The 25,123-nt window shown below is 61.7% G+C and carries 26 protein-coding genes; 19 read left to right on the top strand and 7 right to left on the bottom strand.

Annotated elements, in window-relative coordinates; all coding sequences use genetic code 11:
* From AB4136_RS24700 to AB4136_RS24665, 8 genes are all read left to right on the top strand, one after another.
* A partial coding sequence (locus tag AB4136_RS24700; RefSeq protein WP_441931643.1) for a 2-oxo acid dehydrogenase subunit E2 occupies window positions 1-164 on the top strand: 164 nt, incomplete at its 5' end.
* 18 nt (window positions 165-182) lie between these two features.
* On the top strand, window positions 183-821 hold the full coding sequence (locus AB4136_RS24695; RefSeq protein ID WP_024924060.1) for an SGNH/GDSL hydrolase family protein: 639 nt from the start codon (window positions 183-185) through the stop codon (window positions 819-821).
* Window positions 821-1,402 carry a GNAT family N-acetyltransferase gene (locus AB4136_RS24690; RefSeq protein ID WP_024924059.1) on the top strand — a complete coding sequence of 194 codons (582 nt, stop codon included), beginning with the start codon at window positions 821-823 and terminating at the stop codon, window positions 1,400-1,402. Before AB4136_RS24695 ends, AB4136_RS24690 begins: the two co-directional genes overlap by 1 nt.
* 18 nt (window positions 1,403-1,420) lie before the next feature.
* Window positions 1,421-2,863, top strand: coding sequence for a dihydrolipoyl dehydrogenase (gene lpdA, locus AB4136_RS24685; RefSeq protein ID WP_024924058.1), 1,443 nt, complete (start codon window positions 1,421-1,423; stop codon window positions 2,861-2,863).
* A 96-nt stretch (window positions 2,864-2,959) separates the two neighbouring features.
* Window positions 2,960-3,217 (top strand): GlsB/YeaQ/YmgE family stress response membrane protein, encoded by a 258-nt coding sequence (locus AB4136_RS24680; protein WP_024924057.1) that lies wholly within the window; start codon window positions 2,960-2,962, stop codon window positions 3,215-3,217.
* 82 nt (window positions 3,218-3,299) lie between these two features.
* The gene (gene lipA / locus AB4136_RS24675) at window positions 3,300-4,307 is read left to right on the top strand and encodes a lipoyl synthase (RefSeq protein WP_081766868.1); all 1,008 of its coding nucleotides are present in this window, start codon (window positions 3,300-3,302) and stop codon (window positions 4,305-4,307) included.
* A 9-nt stretch (window positions 4,308-4,316) separates the two neighbouring features.
* The gene (locus tag AB4136_RS24670; RefSeq protein ID WP_024924055.1) at window positions 4,317-4,775 is read left to right on the top strand and encodes a type II toxin-antitoxin system RatA family toxin; all 459 of its coding nucleotides are present in this window, start codon (window positions 4,317-4,319) and stop codon (window positions 4,773-4,775) included.
* A gap of 40 nt (window positions 4,776-4,815) precedes the next feature.
* The gene (locus tag AB4136_RS24665) at window positions 4,816-5,775 is read left to right on the top strand and encodes a hypothetical protein (RefSeq protein WP_024924054.1); all 960 of its coding nucleotides are present in this window, start codon (window positions 4,816-4,818) and stop codon (window positions 5,773-5,775) included.
* 3 nt (window positions 5,776-5,778) lie between these two features.
* Here the strand turns inward: AB4136_RS24665 and AB4136_RS24660 are convergent, their stop codons facing one another.
* Both AB4136_RS24660 and AB4136_RS24655 read right to left on the bottom strand, forming a co-directional pair.
* Window positions 5,779-6,267, bottom strand: a complete 489-nt coding sequence (locus AB4136_RS24660) for a CinA family protein (RefSeq protein ID WP_024924053.1) — start codon at window positions 6,265-6,267, stop codon at window positions 5,779-5,781.
* Window positions 6,264-7,493: a bifunctional 2-C-methyl-D-erythritol 4-phosphate cytidylyltransferase/2-C-methyl-D-erythritol 2,4-cyclodiphosphate synthase gene (locus AB4136_RS24655; protein WP_137901228.1), complete on the bottom strand. Its 1,230-nt coding sequence runs from the start codon at window positions 7,491-7,493 to the stop codon at window positions 6,264-6,266. Before AB4136_RS24655 ends, AB4136_RS24660 begins: the two co-directional genes overlap by 4 nt.
* A gap of 139 nt (window positions 7,494-7,632) precedes the next feature.
* Between AB4136_RS24655 and dusB the strand changes: the two genes are divergently transcribed.
* From dusB to ntrC, 3 genes are read left to right on the top strand one after another with little or no spacing between them, the layout of a single operon-like run.
* A complete protein-coding gene (gene dusB / locus AB4136_RS24650; RefSeq protein ID WP_024924051.1) occupies window positions 7,633-8,661 on the top strand; it encodes a tRNA dihydrouridine synthase DusB in 1,029 nt (342 codons plus the stop codon).
* A complete protein-coding gene (locus AB4136_RS24645) occupies window positions 8,658-9,800 on the top strand; it encodes a two-component system sensor histidine kinase NtrB (RefSeq protein ID WP_024924050.1) in 1,143 nt (380 codons plus the stop codon). The genes dusB and AB4136_RS24645 overlap by 4 nt, the downstream gene beginning before the upstream one ends.
* A complete protein-coding gene (ntrC, locus tag AB4136_RS24640) occupies window positions 9,797-11,257 on the top strand; it encodes a nitrogen regulation protein NR(I) (RefSeq protein ID WP_024924049.1) in 1,461 nt (486 codons plus the stop codon). The genes AB4136_RS24645 and ntrC overlap by 4 nt, the downstream gene beginning before the upstream one ends.
* Here ntrC and AB4136_RS24635 read toward each other — a convergent pair.
* Window positions 11,233-11,499 (bottom strand): hypothetical protein, encoded by a 267-nt coding sequence (locus AB4136_RS24635; RefSeq protein WP_162531501.1) that lies wholly within the window; start codon window positions 11,497-11,499, stop codon window positions 11,233-11,235. The two genes, ntrC and AB4136_RS24635, sit on opposite strands and share 25 nt — an antisense overlap.
* Between AB4136_RS24635 and AB4136_RS24630 the strand changes: the two genes are divergently transcribed.
* The 5 genes from AB4136_RS24630 (at window position 11,411) to hflX (ending at window position 17,793) form a co-directional block, all read left to right on the top strand.
* Window positions 11,411-13,699 (top strand): sensor histidine kinase NtrY-like, encoded by a 2,289-nt coding sequence (locus AB4136_RS24630; protein ID WP_024924048.1) that lies wholly within the window; start codon window positions 11,411-11,413, stop codon window positions 13,697-13,699. The genes AB4136_RS24635 and AB4136_RS24630 overlap by 89 nt on opposite strands.
* Entirely contained in the window at window positions 13,689-15,050 is a 1,362-nt protein-coding gene (gene ntrX, locus AB4136_RS24625; protein ID WP_024924047.1) for a nitrogen assimilation response regulator NtrX, read from the top strand. Before AB4136_RS24630 ends, ntrX begins: the two co-directional genes overlap by 11 nt.
* Window positions 15,051-15,150: 100 nt before the next feature.
* Complete coding sequence (locus AB4136_RS24620; protein ID WP_024924046.1) at window positions 15,151-16,014, top strand: D-amino-acid transaminase; 864 nt, start codon at window positions 15,151-15,153, stop codon at window positions 16,012-16,014.
* A 144-nt stretch (window positions 16,015-16,158) separates the two neighbouring features.
* Complete coding sequence (hfq, locus tag AB4136_RS24615) at window positions 16,159-16,404, top strand: RNA chaperone Hfq (RefSeq protein WP_018428055.1); 246 nt, start codon at window positions 16,159-16,161, stop codon at window positions 16,402-16,404.
* A complete protein-coding gene (hflX, locus tag AB4136_RS24610; protein WP_024924045.1) occupies window positions 16,405-17,793 on the top strand; it encodes a GTPase HflX in 1,389 nt (462 codons plus the stop codon).
* 41 nt (window positions 17,794-17,834) lie between these two features.
* On the opposite strand, the gene mazG is transcribed toward hflX, so the two are convergent.
* Complete coding sequence (mazG, locus tag AB4136_RS24605; RefSeq protein ID WP_024924044.1) at window positions 17,835-18,659, bottom strand: nucleoside triphosphate pyrophosphohydrolase; 825 nt, start codon at window positions 18,657-18,659, stop codon at window positions 17,835-17,837.
* A gap of 91 nt (window positions 18,660-18,750) precedes the next feature.
* Window positions 18,751-19,935 (bottom strand): amino acid aminotransferase, encoded by a 1,185-nt coding sequence (locus AB4136_RS24600; RefSeq protein ID WP_024924043.1) that lies wholly within the window; start codon window positions 19,933-19,935, stop codon window positions 18,751-18,753.
* Between the two features lie 276 nt (window positions 19,936-20,211).
* Here AB4136_RS24600 and AB4136_RS24595 point away from each other — a divergent pair, with 276 nt between their 5' ends.
* Complete coding sequence (locus tag AB4136_RS24595; protein ID WP_161773096.1) at window positions 20,212-20,364, top strand: hypothetical protein; 153 nt, start codon at window positions 20,212-20,214, stop codon at window positions 20,362-20,364.
* 86 nt (window positions 20,365-20,450) lie between these two features.
* Window positions 20,451-21,380 carry an LLM class flavin-dependent oxidoreductase gene (locus tag AB4136_RS24590; RefSeq protein ID WP_024924042.1) on the top strand — a complete coding sequence of 310 codons (930 nt, stop codon included), beginning with the start codon at window positions 20,451-20,453 and terminating at the stop codon, window positions 21,378-21,380.
* Window positions 21,381-21,442: 62 nt separating this feature from the next.
* On the opposite strand, the gene AB4136_RS24585 is transcribed toward AB4136_RS24590, so the two are convergent.
* Window positions 21,443-22,813: an FAD/NAD(P)-binding protein gene (locus AB4136_RS24585; RefSeq protein WP_024924041.1), complete on the bottom strand. Its 1,371-nt coding sequence runs from the start codon at window positions 22,811-22,813 to the stop codon at window positions 21,443-21,445.
* Window positions 22,814-23,086: 273 nt separating this feature from the next.
* Between AB4136_RS24585 and AB4136_RS24580 the strand changes: the two genes are divergently transcribed.
* Window positions 23,087-23,839, top strand: a complete 753-nt coding sequence (locus tag AB4136_RS24580; protein ID WP_024924040.1) for an SDR family oxidoreductase — start codon at window positions 23,087-23,089, stop codon at window positions 23,837-23,839.
* A gap of 59 nt (window positions 23,840-23,898) precedes the next feature.
* Here AB4136_RS24580 and ampC read toward each other — a convergent pair whose 3' ends face one another.
* Complete coding sequence (gene ampC / locus AB4136_RS24575; protein ID WP_024924039.1) at window positions 23,899-25,086, bottom strand: class C beta-lactamase; 1,188 nt, start codon at window positions 25,084-25,086, stop codon at window positions 23,899-23,901.
* Window positions 25,087-25,123: the final 37 nt, after the last annotated feature.

Raw genomic sequence — 25,123 nt, 5'->3', positions numbered from 1 at the left:
CCGGCGAGGAGCGGGCGGTGGTCAAGGGCGGCGAAGTGAAGATCGCCACCGTGATGTCCGTTACCCTTTCGACCGACCACCGTGCCGTCGACGGTGCGCTGGGTGCCGAACTGCTCGGTGCCTTCAAGCGCATCATCGAAAACCCGATGGCTATGTTGGTTTAGGCGGCCGGGTTGGGCCGCATGAAAACCATCCTCTGCTACGGCGATTCCCTGACCTGGGGCTACGATGCCTCAGGTCCGGGGCGCCATTCGCTCGAAGATCGCTGGCCGAGCGTGCTGCAAGCTGAGCTTGGCGCCGATGTCCATGTCGTCGCCGAAGGGCTGAACGGCCGCACCACTGCCTTTGACGACAATTTTGCCGAGGCCGATCGGAACGGCGCTCGCACTTTGCCAACGGTTCTTGGCACGCATGCGCCGCTCGATCTCGTCATCATCATGCTCGGCGCCAACGACATGAAGCCGTGGATCCACGGCAATCCGCTGGCGGCCAGGCAAGGCATGGCGCGACTGGTCTCGATCGTACGCGGCTATGATCACGGCATGGGCTATCCGCCGCCACGGGTGCTCCTGGTTTCGCCTCCGGTGCTTAGCCACACGACCAATTCCGAATACAAGGAAATGTTCGCCGGCGGCGACAAGGCCTCGCAGCACCTTGCGCCGCTCTATGCGGCGCTCGCCGAGGAAGTGGGCTGCGGCTTTTTCGACGCAGGTACGGTGGCACGAACGACACCGCTCGACGGTGTTCATCTCGACGCCGACAACAGCCGCAGGATTGGTGCGGCGTTGGTGCCGAAAGTGCGTGAGCTGCTGGGGTTGTGATGGCAGCGGCGACAACCATTCGCAGGGCCGAGAAGCGCGATGCCGCCGAGCTCGCTATTCTGGTCGATGTAAGCTCGCACGGTTTCGCGTCGTGGTTCTGGTACGGGGCGGTGCTTGACGGTTCCAAGGAAACCGCCTTTGAACAGGGGCGCTCTTTCATGCGTTCCGACACCGAACAGGCCGCGTGGAAAGACGCCAGCCTGGCCGTGATCGGCGAGGAAGTTGCTGGCGTCGTCATCGGTCATCCGATCGAACCGTCGATCGTCGACGCGGAGGCGCCGCATCCGGTCATCGAGCCGATCCTGGCCTTGCAGAAAACGCTGGTCGGCCACTGGTTCCTCGACAGTCTTGGCGTATACGGGCACCATCGCGGCAGGGGGCTCGGCAAGCGGCTTCTCGACCACGAAATCGCACGCGGAGGCGGCAGGCCGATGAGCCTGATCACCGAAAGCCACAACGAGACGGCGCTCGGCCTCTACGGGTCGCGCGGATTCGTGGAAGTGGCCCGCAAACGCGCTGTACCGCTGTTAGACAACAGCAAAGAACATGGCTGGGTGCTGCTGACGCGCGGCGCCGCTTGATGAGAAGGCAGGAAGAACATGGCTGACAATTACGACGTCATCATCATCGGTTCCGGTCCGGGTGGCTATATCGCGGCCATCCGCTCGGCGCAGCTCGGCTTCAAGACGGCGATCGTCGAGCGCGAGCATCTGGCCGGTATCTGCTCCAACTGGGGCTGTATCCCGACCAAGGCGCTGTTGCGTTCGGCCGAAATCCTCCACTACGCCGAACATGCCAAGAATTACGGCCTTAAGCTCGAAGGCACGATCACGCCGGACATCAAGGGTATCGTGGACCGTTCGCGCGGCATCGCCCAGCGCATGAACAATGGCGTCGGTTTCCTGATGAAGAAGAACAAGGTCGACGTGATCTGGGGTGAAGCCAAGATCACCAAGCCGGGCGAGATCGTCGTTGGCAAGACCTCGAAGAAGCCGATGGAGCCGATGGGGCCGATTCCGAAGGGCACCAAGGGCGAGGGCACTTATACGGCCACGCACATTGTGATCGCCACGGGTGCGCGGCCGCGCGCGCTGCCGGGCATCGAGCCGGACGGCAAGCTGATCTGGACCTATTTCGAGGCGATGGTGCCGCCGCAGATGCCGAAATCGCTGCTGGTGATGGGCTCCGGCGCCATCGGCATCGAATTCGCCTCCTTCTACCGCACCATGGGTGTCGATGTGACCGTGGTCGAGATCATGCCGCAGATCATGCCGGTCGAAGACGCCGAGATTTCCACCTGGGCTAAAAAGCAGCTCGAGAAGCAGGGCATGAAGATCCTGCTTGAGACCAAAGTCACCAAGGTTGAGAAGGGCGCTAATTCCGTCACTGCAACAGTCGAGGGCAAGGACGGCAAGACACAGACGATTACCGCCGACCGCATGATTTCGGCTGTCGGCGTCCAGTGCAACACCGAGAATCTCGGGCTGGAGACGGTGGGCGTGAAGATCGATCGTGGCGCCATCGTCATCGACGAATTCTGCCGCACCAATGTTCCAGGTATTTATGCGATCGGCGATGTCGCCGGGCCGCCCATGCTGGCACACAAGGCCGAGCACGAGGCCGTTATCTGCATGGAAAAGATCGCGGGCCTTCATGTCCACCCGATGGACAAGCTGAAAATCCCCGGTTGCACCTATTGCAGCCCGCAGGTCGCGTCCGTCGGCCTCACCGAGGCCAAGGCCAAGGAGCAGGGCAAGGATATCCGCGTCGGCCGCTTCCAGTTCGTGGCCAACGGCAAGGCGGTTGCGCTCGGCGAAGACCAGGGCCTGGTCAAGACGATCTTCGACAAGAAGACCGGGCAGTTGCTCGGTGCCCATATGGTGGGAGCCGAAGTGACCGAACTCATCCAGGGTTTCGTGGTCGCCATGAACCTGGAAACCACCGAGGAAGAGCTGATGCACACCATCTTCCCTCACCCGACCCTGTCGGAGACGATGAAGGAAAGCGTGCTCGATGCCTATGGACGGGTTCTGAACGCGTGAAAAAGCGCTCATCCGCGCTTCTGACCGTGGAACCGGAACGCTGCGGGAAACGTTGGCTTATGCGAATTTGTTCGCCAAGCAGCAAGGAGGGTGCAGATGAGCGTCAATGGCGTTGGCTGGATTGCGGCCATCATCATCGGAGGTCTGGCGGGGTGGCTGGCCGAGATGGTGATGAAGAGCAACACCGGCATTTTCATGAATATCGTTCTGGGCATTGTCGGCGCGGTCGTGCTGAATGCCATCCTACAAGCGCTGAATCTCGGCGTGTTCGGTGTCGGCTGGGTTGCCTATCTGATCACCGGCTTCATCGGCGCCTGTCTGCTGATCTGGGCCGGCCGCCTCGTGCGGCGCTGAACGCCCACACGATCCGCCATGCAAAAAAGGCCGTCGCGGCATGCACAGCGTCGGCCTTTTTCTTTGCCGCGAAAAGTCTTAGATGAAGCGCACAGCGCTTGCCGCAGGAAACAGGTTTCAGATGGTCACCGTTCTCGATCTCGTCGCCAACAAACCACGTCCCCGTCATCCTGAGAAGGCGCATCGGCCGGACCAGGAGGTGCTGCGCAAGCCGGACTGGATCCGCGTCAAGGCGCCGGTTTCCAAGGGCTATGCCGAGACGCGCGAGATCGTGAAGTCGCACAAGCTGGTGACCGTGTGCGAGGAGGCCGGCTGCCCCAATATCGGCGAATGCTGGGAAAAGAAGCACGCCACATTCATGATCATGGGCGAGATCTGCACGCGGGCATGCGCCTTCTGCAATGTCGCCACCGGCATTCCGACCGCGCTCGACGCAGACGAGCCGAACCGCGTGGCTCAGGCCGTCAAGACGATGGGCCTGACCCATGTTGTCATTACATCGGTCGACCGCGACGATCTGGCCGACGGCGGCGCCCAGCATTTTGCCGAGGTCATCCAGGCCATTCGCGCCGCAGCACCGACCACGACCATCGAAATTCTGACCCCGGATTTCCTGCGCAAGGAAGGCGCACTGGAGATCGTCGTGGCGGCCAGACCCGACGTCTTCAACCACAATCTGGAGACAGTGCCGTCCAACTATCTGACGGTGCGCCCCGGTGCGCGCTATTTTCACTCGATCCGGCTTCTGCAGCGCGTGAAGGAGCTTGATCCGTCAATCTTCACCAAGTCCGGCATCATGGTCGGGCTCGGCGAGGAGCGTAACGAAGTACTGCAATTGATGGATGACCTGCGCTCGGCCGACGTCGACTTCATGACCATCGGCCAATATTTGCAACCGTCGAAGAAGCACCATCCGGTGAAGAGCTTCGTCACGCCGGAAGAATTCCAGTCCTATGCCATCGTCGGCAAGAGCAAGGGCTTTCTTCTCATGGCTTCGAGCCCGCTGACGCGTTCCTCGCACCACGCTGGCGAGGATTTCGCCCGCCTGCGCGCGGCACGCGAGGAGCAGCTCAAGAAATCCGCTCAATAAGCCGGTTTCATGCCGAAATTCGAGGCGACGCGGCGTGTATCGCACAGTCCGGACCAGATGTTCGCGCTGGTCGCTGACGTTGAGCAGTATCCGCAATTCCTGCCGCTGTGCGAGGCGCTTTCGGTTCGCTCGCGACGCGAGCGTGACGGGCGTACCGTTCTGATCGCCGATATGAGCATCGGCTACAAGGCCATTCGCGAGACGTTTACCACCCAGGTGTTGCTCAAGCCGGACGAGCACATCATCGATGTGAAATACATCGACGGCCCGTTCAAATATCTGAGCAACATTTGGGGCTTCGAGCCGGCCAGCGACGGTTGTTTCGTCCGATTCTTCATCGACTACGAGTTCAAGAGCCGCATTTTGGGCGTGATGATGGGCACGATGTTCGACCGTGCCTTCCGCATGTTTTCCGAGGCGTTCGAGAAGCGCGCCGATGTAATTTACGGACGAAATCCTCCCGCCTGAAAAGCTGAAGCCCCTCGGCGATCCCTACAGGAGACCACCCTTGGTCAAGATAGCCGGTCTTGCCGTTGCCGTCGCTTTGCTTGCCGTCTCGCTGCCGGCTCGAGCCGAGAAGCCCCGCAATTTCATCTATACGAGTGCAGGCGATCTCGATGAGGCGATGAATGTAATTAGTCGGCAAGATATAGAAGGGGCGCAAATCGTCTACAATTGGCGGGCGTTGGAGCCGGAGAAGGACAAGTATGATTTCTCCGCGATCGAAAAGGACCTTGCCGCTCTCGATGGTCTGAAAAAGAAGCTTTTCATCCAGATCCAGGACCGTTTTTTCGAACCAGATGCGAAATACGTCCCCGGCTATCTGATGAGCGATCCGGCGTATGGTGGCGGTTTGTCTCCGCAATTCGACAATCCGGGCGAAAACAAGCCAATTGGATCCGGCTGGGTGGCGCAACAGTGGAACCCCGCCGTTCGCCAACGGTATCAGGCATTGCTCGCGGCTCTTGCAGCGCGCTTCGACGGTCGGGTTTTCGGCGTGAACCTGCCGGAAACCGCTATCGACCTCGACGAAAAAGCGCCGCCCAAAGGCTTCAGTTGCGACAATTACTTTGCCGGCGAATTAGAAAACCTGTCTTTTGCGCGAAAAGCGTTCACCAAGTCGCATGTGGTGCAATATGTGAATTTCTGGCCATGCGAATGGGACAATGATCACAATTACATGGGGCGTATGTTTGAATTCGCCAGCGCCAATGGCGTCGGGCTCGGCGGTCCCGACATCGTCCCAGGCCGCAAGGCGCAGATGAAGAACTCCTATCCGTTCTTCAACAAATACAAGGGGAAACTGTCGCTTGTCGCCATGGCGGTGCAGGAACCGACTTTAACCTACAAAAACCCGAAAACCCACAAGCCGTTCAGCAAGGGCGAGTTCGCGCGCTTTGCAGAAGATTATCTTGGCGCCGACATCATCTTCTGGAGTACCGCCACGCCTTGGCTGAAGACGAAGTAGGCTTCAGACAGCGAGCGCCTTCAATCCCATCTCAAGAGCGTGCCTGACGGTCTCGCGGCGGATGAAGTCGCGGCCGCGATTGTCGAAGATGCGCTGTTCGGCGACTGCGGGGCGGCCAGACAGCGCCATCCCGAACCAGACTAGTCCAACCGGCTTTTCCAGCGAACCGCCGTCCGGCCCGGCAATACCGGTGACGGCAAGGGTGATGCCGGCCCGCGATCGGGCGAGCGCACCGGCGGCCATTTCCCGCGCGGTTTCGGCCGAAACGGCGCCAAAGGCCCGCAATGTTGCCGGCTCGACGCCCAACATGTCCATCTTGGCCTCGTTCGAGTAGGTGACGAAACCGCGATCGACCACCGTGGAAGAGCCGGCAATATCGGTCAGATGCGCAACGATCATGCCGCCGGTGCAGCTTTCGGCCGTTGCCGCCATGATCCCGCGCGCCGCGCAGGTTTTCAGGAAACGATCGGCGAGTTCGGTGAGGTCGTTCATTCCGGTACTTCTCCGGGATAGACGACACTTGCCGTGGCGATTGCCGCTATGCCTTCCTGTCGCCCGACAAAACCAAGTTTCTCATTGGTTGTCGCCTTGATCGAGACGCGTTCGGGCGAGATGCCAAGCATATTGGACAAAGCCGCCGTCATCGCCTCGCGATGTGGGCCGACGCGGGGCGCCTCGCAGATCAGCGTGATATCGGCATTGGCGATGCGGCCGCCATGTGTGCGTACCAGCCTGGCGGCGTGCTCTACGAACAGGCGCGAGGCGGCACCCTTCCACTGGGGGTCGGAAGGCGGGAAATGCGTGCCGATATCGCCGGCACCGCAGGTGGCGAGCAGCGCGTCGGTCAAGGCATGCAGGCCGACATCGGCATCGGAATGGCCAGACAGCTTGCGATCATGCGGGATGGCGACGCCACAGAGCATGACATGATCTCCCGGCTCGAAGGCGTGGACATCGTAGCCGTTGCCGGTGCGGATGTCGGGAAAGTTCGACCGTTCGCCGTGAATCCTCTGATCCGCCATCGCGATATCCCGTGCCCAGGTGAGTTTGACGTTGTCCGGCGAGCCGGCGACGATCTTGACCGGGATGCGCGCCCATTCGGCTATCGCTGCATCGTCGGTGAAATCACTGCGGCCGGCCTGATGTGCTCTTTCATGCGCTTCGAGGATCGGCCGGAAAGGAAATCCCTGCGGCGTCTGCGCGGCATGGAGGCCAGCGCGCGGCACCGTCTCGCCGATGGTGCCGTCGCGGCCCTCGCGTTTCAGCGTATCGGCCACGGGCAAGGCCGGCAGCGCGCCCTGGTTGGCGCCGATGACGTCAATCACCCTGTCGATCAGGTCCGCATCGCAGAACGGTCGCACCGCGTCGTGGATGAGAACCCTGTCTGGCGCCTGCGCTACCAGTTCCAAAAGACCGAGACGTACTGAATCCTGTCTTGTCGGACCGCCGGTGACGATTGCGACCCGTTCGAGGTTGTCGCCTATCGCCTTGCGCAGCAACTCCTGGTCGTCGCCATGAATCACGACCACCACCTGGCCGACTTGCGGATGCGCAAGAAAGGTCTCCAGCGTATGGGCAAGGATGGCGCGGCCGCCGATGCGGCGGTACTGCTTGGGCCCCTCGGCCTGCCCGGCGCGTTCGCCGCGGCCTGCCGCCACGATGACGGCGGCAACACGGCGATCTGTGGCGACAGCCTTGATTGCGCTCGGTTCCTTCATGCGCAGACGCTTAGTCGTGGGCGGCGCGGAAGGCCAGCATTTTCCCAAATAAGCCGCAATGCATGTTCATTCTGCATTGCACAATCATTCCGATCTGGCTAGGGAATAGGCAACACTAGATATTGCTTGGTTTTTGTGCATGACCAATCCTGAGAAACTCGCCTTGCCGCTCGATGTGGGTGGGGTGGAGTTGCGCAATCGCATCTTCCTGGCGCCCATGTCCGGCATCACCGACGAGCCGTTCCGCAAACGCGCTTATGCGCATGGGGCCGGCCTTGTGGTTTCGGAGATGGTTGCCAGTGGCGAACTGGCGCGGGGCAGGGCCGGATTCGACCTGCGCATTCGCCATTCCGGCCTGCCTGTACACATGGTGCAACTCGCCGGACGCGAGGCGGCTCACATGGCTGAGGCCGCACGGATCGCTGCCGGCGAAGGCGCCGACATCATCGACATCAATATGGGCTGTCCGGCGAAGAAGGTGACCGGCGGCTATGCCGGCTCGGCGCTGATGCGCGATCTCGATCACGCATTGACCTTGATTGAAGCCGTCATCGGCGCGGTCGAGGTGCCGGTGACCGTCAAGATGCGGCTCGGCTGGGACGAAGACGCGCTGAACGCGCCGATGCTGGCACGGCGCGCCGAACAGGCCGGCGTCAGGATGGTGACGGTGCACGGCCGCACACGCTGCCAGTTCTACCAGGGCAAAGCAGATTGGCGCGCGATCGCCCGCGTGAAAGATGCCGTATCGATCCCCGTCGTCGCCAATGGCGATGTTGCCTCACCAGCCGATGCGGCAGTGATCCTCGACCAGTCGGGCGCCGATGCGGTCATGGTCGGTCGCGCTCATTATGGCGCGCCGTGGACGGCCGGCGCACTCGCCGCTGTCGCAAGTGGTGGCGAATCCGTGAGCTTGCCGGGGAGTGCCGCGGAACTTGGCGAATATGTCGTCGCGCACTACGAGGATATGCTGGCGCATTATGGCATCGAAAGCGGATTGAGGCAGGCCCGGAAACATCTCGGCTGGTATCTTGATCGACACGCCGCTGCGTCTGCTGCCGACCTGCGCAAGGATATCCTCACCAGCTTCGAACCCGAGCGCGTCATCGCCTTGTTGCGTGAGGCGTTTGCGCGCGACAGCGAAGTCGAAGCGATCAGGAGCGCGGCATGACCGTTGCGATGGCTCCAGTCGCGGACATGGCCGATGCCGCGCAGATCCTGCTCAACACCATCCGCCGTCCGGTGATCATGGTGGGGCCGGAAGGCCATATCACCTATGCCAACGCCGATGCCGAGGACTTCTTCCGCTCCAGTGCGACCATGCTGGCGCGCAATACGCTGGCCAAATTGATTCCCTTCGGCAGCCCGCTACTAACCCTGGTCGACCAGGTTCGAGAACGGCATGCGCCGGTCAACGAATACCGAGTGGATGTGTCTTCGCCGCGCCTCGGCATCGAGAAGATCGTCGACCTTTACGCGGCGCCGGTGCCGGAATTCCCGGATTCCGTCGTCGTGATGTTCCAGGAACGCTCGATGGCCGACAAGATCGATCGGCAGATGACGCATCGCGGGGCTGCCCGTTCGGTTACCGGCCTTGCCGCCATGCTGGCGCACGAGATCAAGAACCCGTTGTCCGGCATCCGCGGCGCTGCCCAATTGCTTGAACTTTCCGCCTCCGACGAGGATCGGGCGTTGACCCGGCTGATCACCGACGAAACCGATCGTATCGTGTCGCTGGTCGACCGCATGGAGGTGTTTTCGGACGAGCGGCCGATCGACCGTTATCCCGTCAACATCCATGTCGTGCTCGATCATGTGAAGGCGATCGCCCGGAACGGTTTTGCCAACCGGATCAAGATCATGGAAGACTATGATCCATCGCTTCCTTCGGTCTACGGCAATCGTGATCAGCTCATCCAGGTGTTCCTGAACCTGGTCAAGAACGCGGCCGAAGCGGTCGGTTCCGACCCGCTCGGCGAGATCACGCTGACGACGGCGTTCCGCCCCGGCATTCGCATGTCGGTGCCAGGTACGCAGGATCGCGTGTCGCTGCCGCTGGAATTCTGCGTGCACGACAACGGTTCCGGCGTCTCGGAAGACATCCTGCCGATCCTGTTCGACCCGTTCATCACCACAAAACCGAATGGTTCGGGGCTCGGTCTGGCGCTGGTTGCCAAGATCGTCGGCGAGCACGGCGGCATCATCGAATGCGATTCGACGCCGCGCGGCACCACGTTTCGCGTGCTGTTGCCAGTCTGGAAAGACCCGGCGCCGGAAATGCATGACGACGAAGGAGATCACCGCATATGACCGCTCGCGGCACCATTCTTGTCGCCGACGACGATGCGGCGATCCGCACCGTGCTCAACCAGGCGCTGTCGCGCGCCGGCCATGAAGTGCGGGTTACGTCCAATGCCTCGACCTTGTGGCGCTGGGTGGCTGCGGGCGAGGGCGACATCGTCGTCACCGACGTGGTCATGCCCGATGAGAATGCCTTCGACATGCTGCCACGCATCAAGAAGGCGCGGCCAGAACTGCCGGTTATCGTCATGAGCGCGCAGAACACTTTCATGACCGCTATCCGTGCTTCCGAGACAGGCGCCTACGAATACCTGCCGAAGCCGTTCGACCTGACCGAGCTGCTTAACATCGTGGGCCGGGCGCTCGCCGAACCGCGCCGTCCGAAGGCTGATATTCGACCGGAGGAGCAACCCGAGACCATGCCGCTGGTTGGTCGTTCGGCCGCCATGCAAGACATCTACCGCATGCTGGCGCGCATGATGCAGACGGACCTTACGGTGATGATCAGCGGCGAATCGGGCACCGGCAAGGAGTTGGTCGCGCGTGCGCTACACGAATATGGGCGTCGCAGAGGCGGGCCGTTTGTTGCCATCAACATGGCGGCGATCCCGCGCGACCTGATTGAATCCGAATTGTTCGGTCACGAGAAGGGCGCCTTTACCGGAGCGCAGAACCGCTCCACCGGCCGCTTCGAACAGGCTGAGGGCGGCACGCTGTTCCTGGACGAGATCGGCGACATGCCGATGGAGGCACAGACCAGGCTGCTGCGTGTTTTGCAGCAGGGCGAATACACGACCGTTGGCGGACGCACGCCGATCAAGACGGACGTGCGCATCGTTGCTGCCACCAACAAGGATTTGCGCACGCTGATCAATCAAGGCCTGTTCCGCGAGGATTTGTTCTATCGCCTCAATGTCGTGCCGTTGCGGCTTCCCGGCCTGCGCGAACGCGCCGAGGACATTCCGGACCTGGTACGGCATTTCTTCAAGCTTGGCGCCAAGGAAGGCTTGCAGACCAAGCGCATCGTGCCCGCCGGCATCGAGCTGATGAAGCGTTATCCTTGGCCGGGCAATGTACGCGAGTTGGAAAACCTGGTGCGCCGGTTGGCAGCACTTTATCCGCAGGATGAGATTTCCGCCGAAATCATCGAAGCCGAGCTCAAGACGGCGGAAGCGCCAGTTGTGCCCAGCGCCAACGCGCTGATCCCCGACGACCTGTCGATCAGCCAGGCGGTGGAGCACTATCTGCAGCGCTATTTCGCCTCTTTCGGCGATGAATTGCCGCCGCCTGGCCTCTACCAGCGCATCCTCGAAGAAATGGAGCACCCGTTGGTCTTGGCCGCGATGACAGCGACGCGCGGCAACCAGATCCGTGCCGCCGACCTGCTCGGCCTCAATCGCAACACGTTGCGCAAGAAGATCCGGGACCTCGGCGTCAACGTTTATCGCGGATCGCGACCGAACTGATCGCGGCGAAATCCCGCCGTCGCGAGCTTCGCGACGACGCAAACAAATTTCGGTTGATGAGGTGCCGAAAGATTTTTGTGATCGGGCGTCTTGTTGCATATTCGCCACAATGCGTTGCATAGATGCGACGCAATCATGACAGCAAGCGGCGAAATGGCTGAGCAGGCCATCACATTGAGCGGATCATTGTTTCGACGAACCGGGGTGCAGGAAGCCAGGCGGCTGATGGCGCTGCCTGGCATCGTTGCGATCCTCGGCGCGCTGCTAATGGCCGGCATTTCCTTTGCGATTCTGGTCGGGGCAACGCCGATCGTGCCCGATAGAACGACGACGCTCTGGCTGATCGGCCTCAACGCGCTGTTCATCCTTTTCCTCGCCGCACTGATCGCCCGCGAGGCGCGGCGAATCATCATGGCGCGCCGCACCGGCAAGGCTGCATCGCGGCTGCATGTGCGTATTGTGGCGATGTTCGGGCTGGTGGCAGCGGTGCCGGCGATCCTGGTCGCCATCATCGCCTCGATCACGCTCAACATCGGTCTTGATCGCTGGTTCGAAATCCGCACCAAGACGATCATCAATTCATCGCTGTCGATCGCGGACGCCTATGTGCAGGAGAACGCCCGCAACCTGCAGGGCACGACGCTGTCCATGGCCTATGATCTCGACAGCTCGCGGACGCTTTACGGGCTCGACCGCACCGGCTTCATCGACCTGATGAATAAGGAGGCTGTCGGGCGCGGCCTTGCCCATGCAGCGCTGGTCAATGCCGATGGCGGTTTCGTGCTCAGCGCCAAGACCAGTGCCGACTTCCCGATGCCGGAGCCGCCGAACGGTGCGGTCAAGGAAGCCCAGAATGGCACGCCGCTGCTGATCGAGCCACGCACGCGCAACATCATGGGCGCGATCATCAAGCTGAAGGAGATCGAGGGGCTCTATCTCTACACGATCCGTGTCGTCGATCCGGAAGTGATCAAGGCGCGTGAGATCGTCAGGGCCAATACGAGTGAATATAGTGGCCTTGAGGGCAATCGATCCTTCTCGCAGGTGGCATTCGCACTGCCTTACCTGTCCTTGACACTGATCGTCATCCTGTCGGCGATCTGGACGGGCATCGCGGTGGCCGACCGTCTGGTGCGGCCGATCCGCCAACTGATCGGCGCCGCCGACGAGGTGGCGACCGGCAATCTCGACGTTTCGGTGCCGGTGCGTCAGTCCGACGGCGACGTTGCCTCGCTGGGCGAGACGTTCAACAACATGCTGTTCGAGCTGAAATCGCAGCGCAACGAAATCCTGACGGCCAAGGACCTCGCCGACGAGCGCCTCAGGTTCTCGGAGGCAGTGCTTGCCGGCGTGACATCGGGCGTCATCGGCGTCGATCCGTTCGGCACCATCACCATCGTCAACAAGTCGGCCGAGGCAATGCTGGCCATGTCGTCGGATGCGGCGCTGGGACAGAACTTGTCCGCAGCCTTGCCGCATGTCGGTCGGGTGCTCGAAATCGGTCGCAAGTCCGGCAAGCCGGTCTATCGTGAGCAAGTCACCTTCTTCCGTGCCGGCGCCGAGCGCACTTTCAACGTCCAGGTCACCATCGAGGAAGACCAGGATCAGGACTACGAGAGCGACAAGTCCTACGTCGTGACCGTGGACGACATCACCGATCTTGTCACCGCGCAGCGCACCTCCGCCTGGGCTGACGTCGCGCGGCGCATCGCTCACGAGATCAAGAACCCGCTGACCCCGATCCAGCTCTCGGCCGAGCGCATTCGCCGCCGCTATGGCAAGGTCATCACCGAAGACCGCGAGGTCTTCGACCAGTGCACGGACACCATCATCAGGCAGGTCGAGGATATTGGCCGCATGGTCGATGAGTTCTCAGCCTTCGCGCGCATGCCGAAGCCCGAGATGAAGGCGATCGACCTGCGCGAGCCGTTGCGCGAGGCGTCCTTCCTGGTGGAGGTCAGTCGCTCGGACATCGCTTTCGAGCGCGATTTCGGCGACCGCCCGCTCAAGGGTACCTTCGACAACCGCCTGCTGTCGCAGGCATTCGGCAATGTGATCAAGAATGCCGCCGAAGCCATGGAAGGTATGCAGTTCGCTCCCGGTGGAAGCGGCGTGATCCGTATCCAGGCAACACCCAAGGACGGTTCGATCCGGGTGGACGTGATCGACAATGGCAAAGGCCTGCCGCGCGAGAATCGCCAGCGTCTGCTGGAGCCCTATATGACGACACGCGAGAAAGGCACCGGCCTTGGCCTCGCGATTGTCAAAAAGATCGTGGAAGACCATGGCGGCCGGCTGGAACTGCACGATGCGCCGGCCGACTTCCACGGCGGGCGAGGGGCGATGATCAGCATCATCCTGCCTTCGAGCGGCGCCGCATCAGGTGGCCGCGGCATGGCGGAAAACGAACGAGAAACTGAGAAGGTCGGTAATGGCGTCTGATATTCTTGTCGTCGACGACGAAGAAGACATCCGCGAACTGGTTGCCGGTATCCTGAGTGACGAGGGGCATGAAACGCGCACGGCCCACGATGCCGACAGCGCCTTGGCGGCGATCGCGGATCGCGCGCCGCGCTTGATCTTCCTCGACATCTGGCTGCAGGGTTCGCGTCTCGACGGTCTGGCGCTGCTGGACGAGATCAAGACGCTGCATCCCAACCTGCCGGTGGTGATGATTTCCGGCCACGGCAACATCGAGACCGCCGTCTCGGCCATCCGGCGCGGTGCTTATGATTTCATCGAGAAACCGTTCAAGGCCGACCGGTTGATCCTCGTCGCCGAGCGCGCGCTGGAAACCTCCAAGCTCAAACGCGAGGTCTCGGATCTCAAGCAACGCAGCGGCGAGACGTTTGACCTGATTGGTATGTCGTCAGCGATGAGCCAGTTGCGCCAGACAATCGAGCGCGTGGCGCCGACCAACAGCCGCATCATGATCATCGGCCCCTCCGGTTCCGGCAAGGAATTGGCGGCCCGCGCGATCCATGCGCTGTCGGCCCGCAAAAGCGGACCGTTCGTGACGTTGAGCGCCGCCAACATCACGCCAGAGCGCATGGAGATCGAGCTATTCGGCACCGAATCGAACGGCACCGAGCGCAAGGTCGGTGCGCTGGAGGAGGCACATCGCGGCATTCTCTACATCGATGAAGTGGCCGACATGCCGCGCGAGACCCAGAACAAGATCCTGCGCGTTCTGGTCGAGCAACAGTTCGAGCGTGTGGGTGGCACCAAGCGCGTGAAGGTGGATGTCCGTATCATTTCCTCGACGGCACAGAACCTCGAGGCGATGATCGCCGAGGGTCGTTTCCGCGAAGACCTCTACCACCGTCTGGCCGTCGTGCCGGTCTCGGTGCCCGGGCTTGCCGAGCGGCGCGAGGACATTCCCTATCTGGTCGACACTTTCGTCAAGCAGATCGCCAGGCAAGCGGGTATCAAGCCGCGCCGCATCGGCGACGATGCCTTGGCTGTGCTGCAGGCCCATAACTGGCCGGGCAATGTGCGCCAGCTGCGCAACAACATTGAACGGCTGATGATTTTGGCACGTGGCGACGATGTCGAGGTGCCGATCACCGCGGAACTGTTGCCGTCGGAAATCGGCGACGTGATGCCGCGTACGCCCAACCAGTCGGACCAGCACATCATGGCGCTGCCGTTGCGCGAGGCGCGCGAGCAATTCGAGAAGGACTATCTGATCGCCCAGATCAACCGCTTCGGCGGTAACATCTCCAAGACCGCCGAATTCATCGGCATGGAGCGCTCCGCTCTGCACCGCAAGCTGAAGTCGCTGGGTGTCTGATTATCCGCCGGCCGCTGCCACGGCCGGCTGGACCATGCCATTGTTCGATACGCGACCACCGGAATCGCGTAAGAAAGCCTAATATTTCAGAGGGTTCGCCATGCCGCGCATTGCCTATGTCAACGGACGCTATGTCGCGCACCGTGACGCCGCCGTGCATATTGAGGATCGCGGTTATCAGTTCGCAGACGGCGTCTACGAGGTGTGCGAGGTCGCGCGCGGCTTCATCGTCGACATGACCCGTCATCTTGAGCGCCTCGACAGGTCGTTGCGGGAACTGGCCATGGCATGGCCGGTCGACCGCAAGGCGCTGGCGATTATCGTTCGCGAAGTGGTACGCCGCAATCGCGTGGTCAACGGGCTGGTTTATCTGCAGGTGACGCGCGGCGTCGCTCCGCGCGATCACGTCTTCCCCTCGCCGGATACACCGTCCTCGCTGGTGGTGACGGCGAAGCGGGTCGATCCCGCCGCATCCGCCAGGAAGGCCGAGTCCGGCGTGAAGGTGATCACGGTTCCGGAGAACCGCTGGGAGCGCGTCGACATCAAGACCATTGGGCTGCTGCCCAACGTCCTGGCCAAGCAGAAAGCCAAGGAGGCCGGCGCGCAGGAGGCCTGGTTTGTCGATCCCGATGGTACCGTCAAGGAAGGCGGCTCGACCAACGCATGGATCGTGACCCGGGACGGCGCGCTGGTAACGCGGCCGGCCGACACGGGAATCCTGCGCGGCATCACCCGCACGACGATCTTCGACGTCGCAGCCAAGCTTGGCCTGCGAATCGAGGAACGGGCGTTCACGGTCGATGAGGCGAAAACGGCGCGCGAAGCCTTTGTCAGTTCGGCAACCCTGATCGCCATGCCGGTTGTAGCCATCGACGGTCAGGCCGTTGCCAACGGCCACCCTGGATCGGTAACACTTTCGTTGAGACAAGCGTTTTTTGACGTTGCGGAAAAAAGTCCGGCCTGATAACCGGCACAACAGGAATGGACATCAATATATCTCGTTCTACTTGTCGTTGTTGACGACAAGCATGTCTGCAAGCTTGACATACGCCGAGTATTTTGGCGCATTGGCATGCATACCGAAGGGGATCGGCGAAAGATAAGAACAATGGCAGAGCGTTCGCAAAATCTTCAGGACCTATTCCTGAACTCGGTGCGCAAGAGCAAGAACCCACTGACGATCTTCCTCATCAACGGAGTGAAGTTGACCGGGGTCGTGACCTCGTTCGACAATTTCTGCGTATTGCTGCGGCGTGACGGGCATTCCCAGCTCGTTTACAAACATGCCATTTCCACGATCATGCCGAGCCAACCGGTTCAGATGTTCGATGGTGAGGAAAGCCAAGGCGGCTAATTGACCAAGCAAGGTGACGCGGGCCGCAAAGGCCGCGGACAATCAACAGACGTTAAGGGCGAGGGCGGCGACAAAGCCACCCGCGCCCTCGTCATTGTGCCCGTGCTGCCGAATCATCCCAGGCAGGAGGACGACAGCGGCCGGGTGCGACTGGCACGGTCGCCCGAGGCGCGGCTCGATGAAGCCGTCGGCCTGACCCGCGCCATCGATCTCGATCCAGTCCAGACTTCAATCACCATTGTCGCGGAACCGCGACCGGCGACCCTGCTCGGCTCGGGCAAGGTTTCTGAACTGGCAGAGGCGGTCAAGGACAAGCACGCGGAACTGGCCATCATCGACCATCCGCTCACTCCGGTGCAGCAGCGCAATCTGGAGAAGGAATTGAACGTCAAGGTGTTGGACCGCACCGGTCTCATCCTTGAGATTTTCGGCGAGCGCGCCCGCACCAAGGAAGGCACGCTGCAGGTCGAACTCGCACATCTCAACTACCAGAAGGGCCGGCTGGTGCGCAGCTGGACCCACCTTGAGCGCCAGCGTGGCGGCGCCGGTTTTCTGGGCGGCCCGGGCGAAACGCAGATCGAGGCCGACCGCCGTGCCCTGCAAGAGAAGATCATCCGGCTGAAGCGTGAATTGGAGACGGTGCGGCGCACGCGCGATCTGCATCGGGCCAAACGCAAGAAGGTGCCTTTTCCCGTGGTTGCCATCGTCGGCTACACCAATGCCGGCAAGTCGACCCTGTTCAACCTGTTGACGGGGGCGGGGGTGTTGGCAGAGGACATGTTGTTCGCGACGCTCGATCCCACGCTGCGCCGTGTACGGCTGCCGCATGGCACACCGGTAATTCTGTCTGACACGGTCGGCTTCATCTCCGATCTGCCGACACATCTGGTGGCGGCCTTCCGAGCGACGTTGGAAGAGGTGGTGGAGGCCGATCTTGTAATTCACTTGCGCGATATTTCGGACCCGGACACTGCCGCGCAGGCCGAGGATGTGGAACGCATCCTGGCCGATCTTGGTGTGGATGCCGCCAACACCGACCGTGTCGTCGAGGTCTGGAACAAGATCGACCTGCTAGACGAAGGCAATCGCGACCGCCTGCTGGCGGAGAGCGCCGACGGCAGGCGTCCGCCGGTTGCCATTTCCGCGGTGACGGGCGAAGGCATCGATGCACTTAAGTCGCTGATCGAGACCCGCGTGTCGGGTGAATTGCAGCGGGTCGAAGTCACCTTGCAGCCGGCACAGCTTGGGCTGGTCGACTGGCTCTATCGCAACGGCGACGTTGTTGCGCGCACCGACAACGAGGACGGCAGCGTTTTACTTTCGCTGATGGCGACGGAAAGCGCGCGGGAAGAGATCGAAGGTCGCCTGCATCGCCGGATCCAAGGCTAGCTTGCGCTCGCTATAGCCATTTCGCCAGGATTAGTCGTCGTTTAGGGCTCGCTCTTGGCTTTCTGCCAGAGCGCTTCCATTTCATCCAATGTCGCCTGCTCCAGGCTGCCGCCTGACTGGTCCAGCGTCCGTTCCACATAGTGAAAGCGTTTGCGGAATTTATCGTTGGTGCCGGCGAGCGCGGCCTCCGAATCGACCTTGAGATGACGGCCGAGATTGACGACGGCGAACAGCATGTCGCCGAATTCGTCCTTGATCGAGGCGGTGTCGCCCTTGGCAAGTGCTTCGCGCAGTTCGGCGACCTCTTCCTCGATCTTGTCGAGGATCGGAGCGGCCTCGCTCCAATCGAAACCGACACGGGCCGCTTTCTCCTGCAGCTTCAACGCCCGGGTGAGAGCGGGCAGGGCGACCGGCACGGAATCCAGGAACCCGTTGCCATGATCCTCGGGGTCCTGCCCGCGCTCCAGTCGGGCGGCGCGACGCTCCGCCTTCTCCTCGGCCTTGATCTTTTCCCACATGCCCTTGGCCATGCCGGCATCGCGCGCCTCTTGGTCGCCGAAGACGTGCGGGTGGCGGCGGATCATCTTCCTGGTGATGGCTTCGACCACATCGCCGAAAGCAAATTCACCTTCTTCGTCAGCCATTTGCGCGTGATAGACAACCTGAAGCAGGAGGTCGCCGAGTTCCTCGCGCAGGTTGTCCATGTCGTCGCGGGCGATGGCATCCGCCACCTCGTAGGCTTCCTCGATCGTGTAAGGCGCGATGGTAGAAAAGGTCTGCTCGACATCCCACGGGCAGCCGGTGACCGGCGCGCGCAGCGCCGCCATGATTTCGATGAGGCGGGAGATGTCCTTGGAGGGCTTCATGGCCGGATGCTAGCCCGCGCTCGGCAAAACGGCCAATGCCGGTATGTGGCATTGGCCGTTTGTCCACAGTCTGGCTGACTGTCGCGGCAGCCTAGTCGAGCACTGAAACGATCGCCTTGGCGAGCTTGTCCAGCCCATCCTCAGGTAGACCCGCTACGTTGATGCGGCTGTCACCAACCATATAGACGCCGTGTTCGGCCCGGAGCCGCTCAACCTGGTCTTCGCGCAGGCCGAGGCGCGAGAACATGCCGCGATGCTCGGCGATGAAGTCGAAGCGATCGGAATTGGACTGGCGGCGCAACGCCTCGGCGAAGGCGACGCGCAGTCGCAGCATGCGCTGGCGCATTTCCTCAAGCTCGGCTTCCCAATCGGCTCGCAGGTCCTTGTCTTCGAGGACGATACGGACCGCCGCCGCACCGTGATCCGGCGGCATGGAATAGAGCGTGCGGGCTGCGGCCAGCATGTGGCCTTGGGCCATGTCAGCTTCCGGGCCAGTCCTGCCCATGATCATCGCCGCGCCAACGCGGTCGCGATAGACGGCAAAGTTCTTGGAACAGCTGGCCGCGACCAGCATTTCCGGCACCTTGCCCGCGACGATGCGCAGACCGGCTGCATCGGCCTCAAGGCCTTCGCCAAACCCCTGGTAAGCGATGTCGACGAAAGGCAGCAGGCCGCGCGCTACCAGCAGGTCCGCCACTTCGGCCCATTGAGCCGCTGTCAGATTGGCGCCGGTCGGGTTGTGGCAGCACCCGTGCAAAAGCACGGCATCGCCGCTCTTGGCTTCCTTCAACGCCGCCAGCATGGCGTCGAAGCGCACGGTGCCGCTTTCCGCATCGAAATAGGGGTATTCCCGGACAGTCAGGCCGGCGCCGCGCATCATGGGGATGTGGTTCGGCCAGGTCGGGTTGGAAATCCACACCACGGCATCCGGCCTGGTGCGCTTGAGAAGCTCGGCCGCCAGGCGCAGCGCACCGGAGCCGCCCGGCGCTTGCGCGGAGCGAATGCGTGTGACGTCGGCGCTCTTACCGAATACGAGATCCGCCATTGCGGCGTTGAAAGCAAGGTCGCCGGCCAGACCGAGATAGGTCTTGGTGTCCTGCGTCTCCAGCAGGCGCTTTTCAGCCGCGCGTACGGCGCGCATCACCACGGTCTTGCCCGCGCGGTCCTTGTAGACGCCGACGCCGAGATCGACTTTGTCGGTGCGCGGGTCCGCGCGATAAAGGCCGATCAGGGCCAGGATCTTGTCTGTCGGCGCGGGCTGCAAGTCTTCGAACATCGGAGCGGGTTCCATCGTATAGCGCCGCCGGGCGGGCGCGGCGCTGTGATACGAAAAATGCCCGGGTATCGCCAGAGTTTTTGCATTGGCCGCCAAAGCGAACGGCCAGAAAGGACGATGCGGATATTGGAGCGCGCCTAACCGCGCCGCATGGCAATTTCGCGGAACAAAGTTCGAAGCCGTCGAGGCATCTGAGAAAGCCATGCTATCGCTTCGTCAAAAATAGCAATCGACAAAATCTACTGAGTTTATAGACTAAAGGAAATGGAGGACGCTGTGGCGCATTTCCAAATCCAGACCGCCGGTCGCAAGACCCGCAAGAATAGCAGCCCAGCAGCGCCGGCTCTTGCAGGTGCGTTCGCGCCTTATGCGGTGTTCGCCATATCCTTCCTCTTTGCCGGCGCCTTTGTCCTCGGCCTCGTGCACTGAGGCTCTCGCCAGGCAGCCTGCAAGCGTCTGGCGTTTTGTAGGAGTTGAATCACCCGCCTGTCAGCCACAACAAGGGAGAAGTTGTGATGAGCGTCGTGTTCACTTTCGTGCCCCCCAATAACACTGAACCACTGTCCAACACCGGCGATGCTCGCGTCCGGAGCGGCGATGTAGCGCCGGCGCTCGCCTGGAATGCGGGCTTCCGGTCCTGGCAACTCGAAGAACGGGGCGCGCCACTCGCAGAGCTCGATGAGGCCGTTGCGGCTCGCTTCAAATCGCTGCAACTCGTCGTCACGCATGGGGCCGGAGAACTGGATCCTGTGACGGCCGCGCGTCGCGTGGTTGCCTTGCAAGCACTGAGCGACGGCCGCATCTCGTTGCGCGTACCTGCTCGAGGCTTCGCAGACACTGAGTGGCAACCCAGCCACATCGCATTCTGGCGGCGTACGGACGAGTATCTGATGCTGTTGAAGCGGCTGTGGGCGAATGAAAGGCCGATCGACCATGAGGGGCCGTTCTACAGCGTTGCCGGCGGCTTCGTGCCGCGCAAGCAGCCTCCGAGCGTCCATGTGCCGATCCGCATGAGTGGGCTTTCCGGAACAGCGCTGAACGTTGCCGGCAAGCATGCCGACGTCTTTGAACTGACAGCCGGTTCTCCGGACGAGGCGCGGCTATTGGCAGGCCGGGTCCGCGCGGCGGCGGCAAGGCACGGTCGGCAAGGCAAGGTTCGCTTCGCATTGCCTGTTCATTGGGTTGCAGACGATGCACACGCCAATGCCGGTTTCGCAGACCTGCCTCGGTTGCCGGCGCAGGCAGCACTTTCGCTGCTTGGCTTCATCGATGCGGGCGTATCCGAGTTCATGGTTGCGGGCATCGAGACCACGGCCGATCTCGATGCGTTCGGCCATGTCGCGTCCTTCGTGCGGAACTCGCTGGCACGGCGGGACGCAGCTTGGGCCGCAAGCTCAGCCGTCGCGGCCGGCCGTTTCGATCTGGTTCAAAGATACGGCTTCTGACGCTTCGGGCAACAGATGGAGGGGCGCGGTCTATACGGATCGCGCCGCTTCCGTTTCTGCAATCAGCGAAAGCCCGGCGCGCTTTGCTGCGTCAATCTTCCCGCCAGCCTTGCCGTCTGGTTGCGGATATCGGGGACGGCGTCGATCTCGAAGAATGTGCCGCGCGTCAGCGGGCCGACAGCGAACAGCCGGTCGGAAACCGAGCCGCTTGCGTCGATCACCGCACAGTCCGGCGTGACGTCGAGACCGAGGCGCAACGGGTCAGGGCGTGCCAGGCCGCGATCAGTCAGCGAGCGGATGACGGCAATCGAACCGGTCGACACGTCCTTCACGATGCCGGTGCAGTCATAGACACGACCGACATGCAGTGTTTCCGTTTCGCGCGAGCGGCGCGGCAAGAGCCGCACCTTGCGTCCATGATCACCGTCCGGCTGCGTATCGAGGACGCGCGCTGCAAGGAGCCTTAACCGGCCGGAACGCACAGCTTCGCTCACCTTCGCATGGATCTGCGGCGCCATGCGGTGGCGGTGGATATCCCACCAGGCCTTGGTGTGTTCGAGAAAGCGGCGTTTGGCGGTAGCAGGCCAATTCTGCCAGATGCGCTGGTTGAACGGCCTCAGCCCATCGACGACGTCGCGCCAGTTGCCGCCGGCTTTTTCGGTCTCGCGCACCAGTTTGTGGAACCAGTCCACGAAATAGGAGAGCTCAGTACCAAGTGGGATGTCGGCGCTGTCGAGCTTGATCGGGTTGCCCTTCTGGTGCGGCCAGGGCAGCAGCCCGCGTCGCGATACGGCAACGACTTCGCCCTTGTGTCCACGATGCTGGAGCGTGAGCCACGCGTCGGCCATGCTGAGGCCGGTTCCGAGCACAAGCACCCGGGCGTCAGGGTCCAGTGGCGTATCTTCGGCCGAGCCGACACGGAGCGCGAAATTCTGGTCCGTGGCCGGCGCCTCGTCGTGACCGGTGGCGAGCACGACGACATGACCGACCAGGCTGGTGCCGTCGGCCAGCCGTGCCTCGACGCCGCCCTGCGTGGTGGCGACACCGATGCATTCCTGCTTCACCAGCCGCAGGCGGCCGGTAGCGCTTTCGCGTTCGACGCAAGTGGCCAGAACATGCTCGAGATAACGCCCATAGATGCCGCGTGGCGTGTAGACCGGCCCGGCATTGGCCGCGACGAGCCGGTTTTCCACGAGCCAGCGCCAGTAGTGGCCAGGATCATCGGGAAACGCGCTCATATTGGTGGCGGCGACGTTCAGGAGATGGTCGGGCAAGATGGTGGAATAGGCCATGCCCTTGCCGAAACTGTCGCGACGCTCGACCAGCGTGACACGCAAACCCGGATCGGTCGAACGCAACAGATGTGCTGTGAGAATGACGCCACTGGCGCCACCGCCAATGATGATGACGGAATTGCGCGAACGCTCGATCATCGTCGCTCCTCCCTTAAGTCCATAAGGATAGTGAACTTAAGGACGAATGCGCGAAATGGAATGCTGAAATTCTGACATTGCGTAACAATCGAATGCGCATTCGGAACGGCACGATGGAATGGTGTTGCTCGGTATGGCCGGTTGGCGGATGTCCATTCGTGTCCTTTCGCGGGGCCGGTCTGCGTTGGACGGATTCCGTTCCCGGCAGGTCTCGCAAAATATACCGATGGCGCCTATGTCCGCTTCACTCGATGATTGTGGGAGGTTCGTTTGGTGGGACGGTTTGCAGGGAAGCTGGTCGTTATCACCGGTGCGGGAAGGGGGCTGGGTGCGGCTCTTGCCATATCGCTGGCGGAACTCGAAGCCCGTCTCGTTTTGTGCGGTCGCAACGAACAAGCGCTGGCCGATATCGCGTCGATCATCGTGGAACGCACTGGAAATGCACCAACCTGTATTGCCGTCGACCTGGCTGATGTAGGCAGTGTGACTGAGGCAAGCCGGGCGATTTTAGCTTCCAACCCGACAGTCGACGTTCTGGTCAACAATGGCGCGATGTGGCTGGAGGGGCGGAAAGAGCCCTATACGGCCGATGAAGTCGCAGGCGTGGTCAACGCCGCGATTACCGGCACGTTCCTGTTCACGCAGGCGCTTCTGCCCGGGCTGGAGCGTTCGGAAAGCCCCGACATCGTTACGATCGGGTCGATCAGCGGCCTACTCAACGCGTCGTTGCATACGGTCTCGGTGCCATTCTATGCCGCCAAGCATGGCCAGTCAGCGATTGCCGAAGGATTGAAGCAGATGCTGGTCGGCTCGCCAGTTCGCTCGATCACGATCCATCCGCCCTATCTGGACGATATTTTGCCAACCGATCCCGAATGGGAGGAGGTGGCGCATCGCGCCAAAGGCGGGCGCGGCACCAACCGCGATGTCGTCGAGGCTGTGATCTTCGCGCTGACGCGCCCGCGGCATGTCACCTTGTCGATGGTGTTGGACACGGACAATGGTGGCCAATATGCCGCGCCGTGACGGCGACAAGGTTGGTGCCTTGCCGCCGTTGCCTGTTTCGGATCAGAAATGGTGACGCGTCAGCGGGCGTTCAGCAGACCCGGCTGTTTTTCGATGGCCGTGATGATCTGATATGCAGCCTTGACCCGGATCGGGTTGGGATAGCTTTTGTTGGCCAGCATGACGATGCCGATCTTTTCCGCCGGAACGAAAACGGCGTAGGCACCAAAGCCGTTGGTGGAGCCGGTCTTGTTGATCAGCACGTCATCTCCCGCCTCTTGCGGCGGAACCAGTCTTTCCACCTTGTGTGGCTTGAGAGCCATGTCCGATGAATTGCCGGCAAGCAGCACGTCGAGTGTCGTCGGATAAGAATAGGTCTCCCATCCCAGGCCCTGGGTGGTGTTGTCGACTTTGTAATATCCGGTGTGGGTGGCGACGATCGCGCCTTTCATCGCGGCATCGAGGCTGGAACTGTCCATGTTCAGTTCCAGATACCGCGCCATATCCGTCGAGGTCGTCTTGACGCCATAGGCTTCCGAACCGAACGGACCTGACGAGACTCGGATCGGCTTGTCGGCCTTCGAATAGCCGAAAGCATAATCGGCCATGCGGGATTCAGGGACCTTGATGAAGGTGCTCGTCAGGCCGAACGCGGGGAAAAGCTTCTGCTCCATCAGATCAGCGAAAGGCTTGCCCATGCTCTTGGCGGCCAATTCTCCGAAGAGGCCGATGCTCGGGTTGGAGTACTGGCGGTAGGTGCCGGCAGCATAGTCCGGCCGCCAGCTCTTGAAGAAGGCGACAATTCCATCCTGACCCTTCACGCTGTCCGGAAACTGCAGGGGCAGGCCGCCGGCGGCATAGGTGCCGAGATCAAGCAGACTGACCTTCTCGAGCGCGCTGCCAGCCAAGGCCGGCATGTATTTGACCGCTGGATCCGATAGAGCCATCGTACCGGTTTGCTGCGCATAGGCGGCAAGCGTGGCGGTGAAGGTCTTGCTGATCGAACCGATCTCGAAAATGGTGTTTTCAGTGACCTTCTGGCCGCTTTCCTTCGATGCCACGCCGTAGTTGAAGAAGTAGCGCTTGCCCTTGATGGTAACGGCAACGGCCATGCCGAGAACGTCGTTTTCCTTCATGACCGGTTCGATCGCCTTGGCGACGATGCGGCCGAGTTGACCTTGTTCGCTTTCCGCCGCCTGCGCATTCGCGCCGAGCGCGAGCCAGGCAAAAGCAACAGACCCAAGCCTCGAAAAGGTAATATTTCTCATGGCAGCTACAGCATCCTCGTGGTTGTGCGATCCGCGG

This window comes from Mesorhizobium sp. 2RAF21, from assembly GCF_052115345.1.
In the GTDB taxonomy this organism is placed as follows: Bacteria; Pseudomonadota; Alphaproteobacteria; order Rhizobiales; family Rhizobiaceae; genus Mesorhizobium; species Mesorhizobium terrae.
This window is presented reverse-complemented; position numbering and strand designations above follow the sequence as displayed.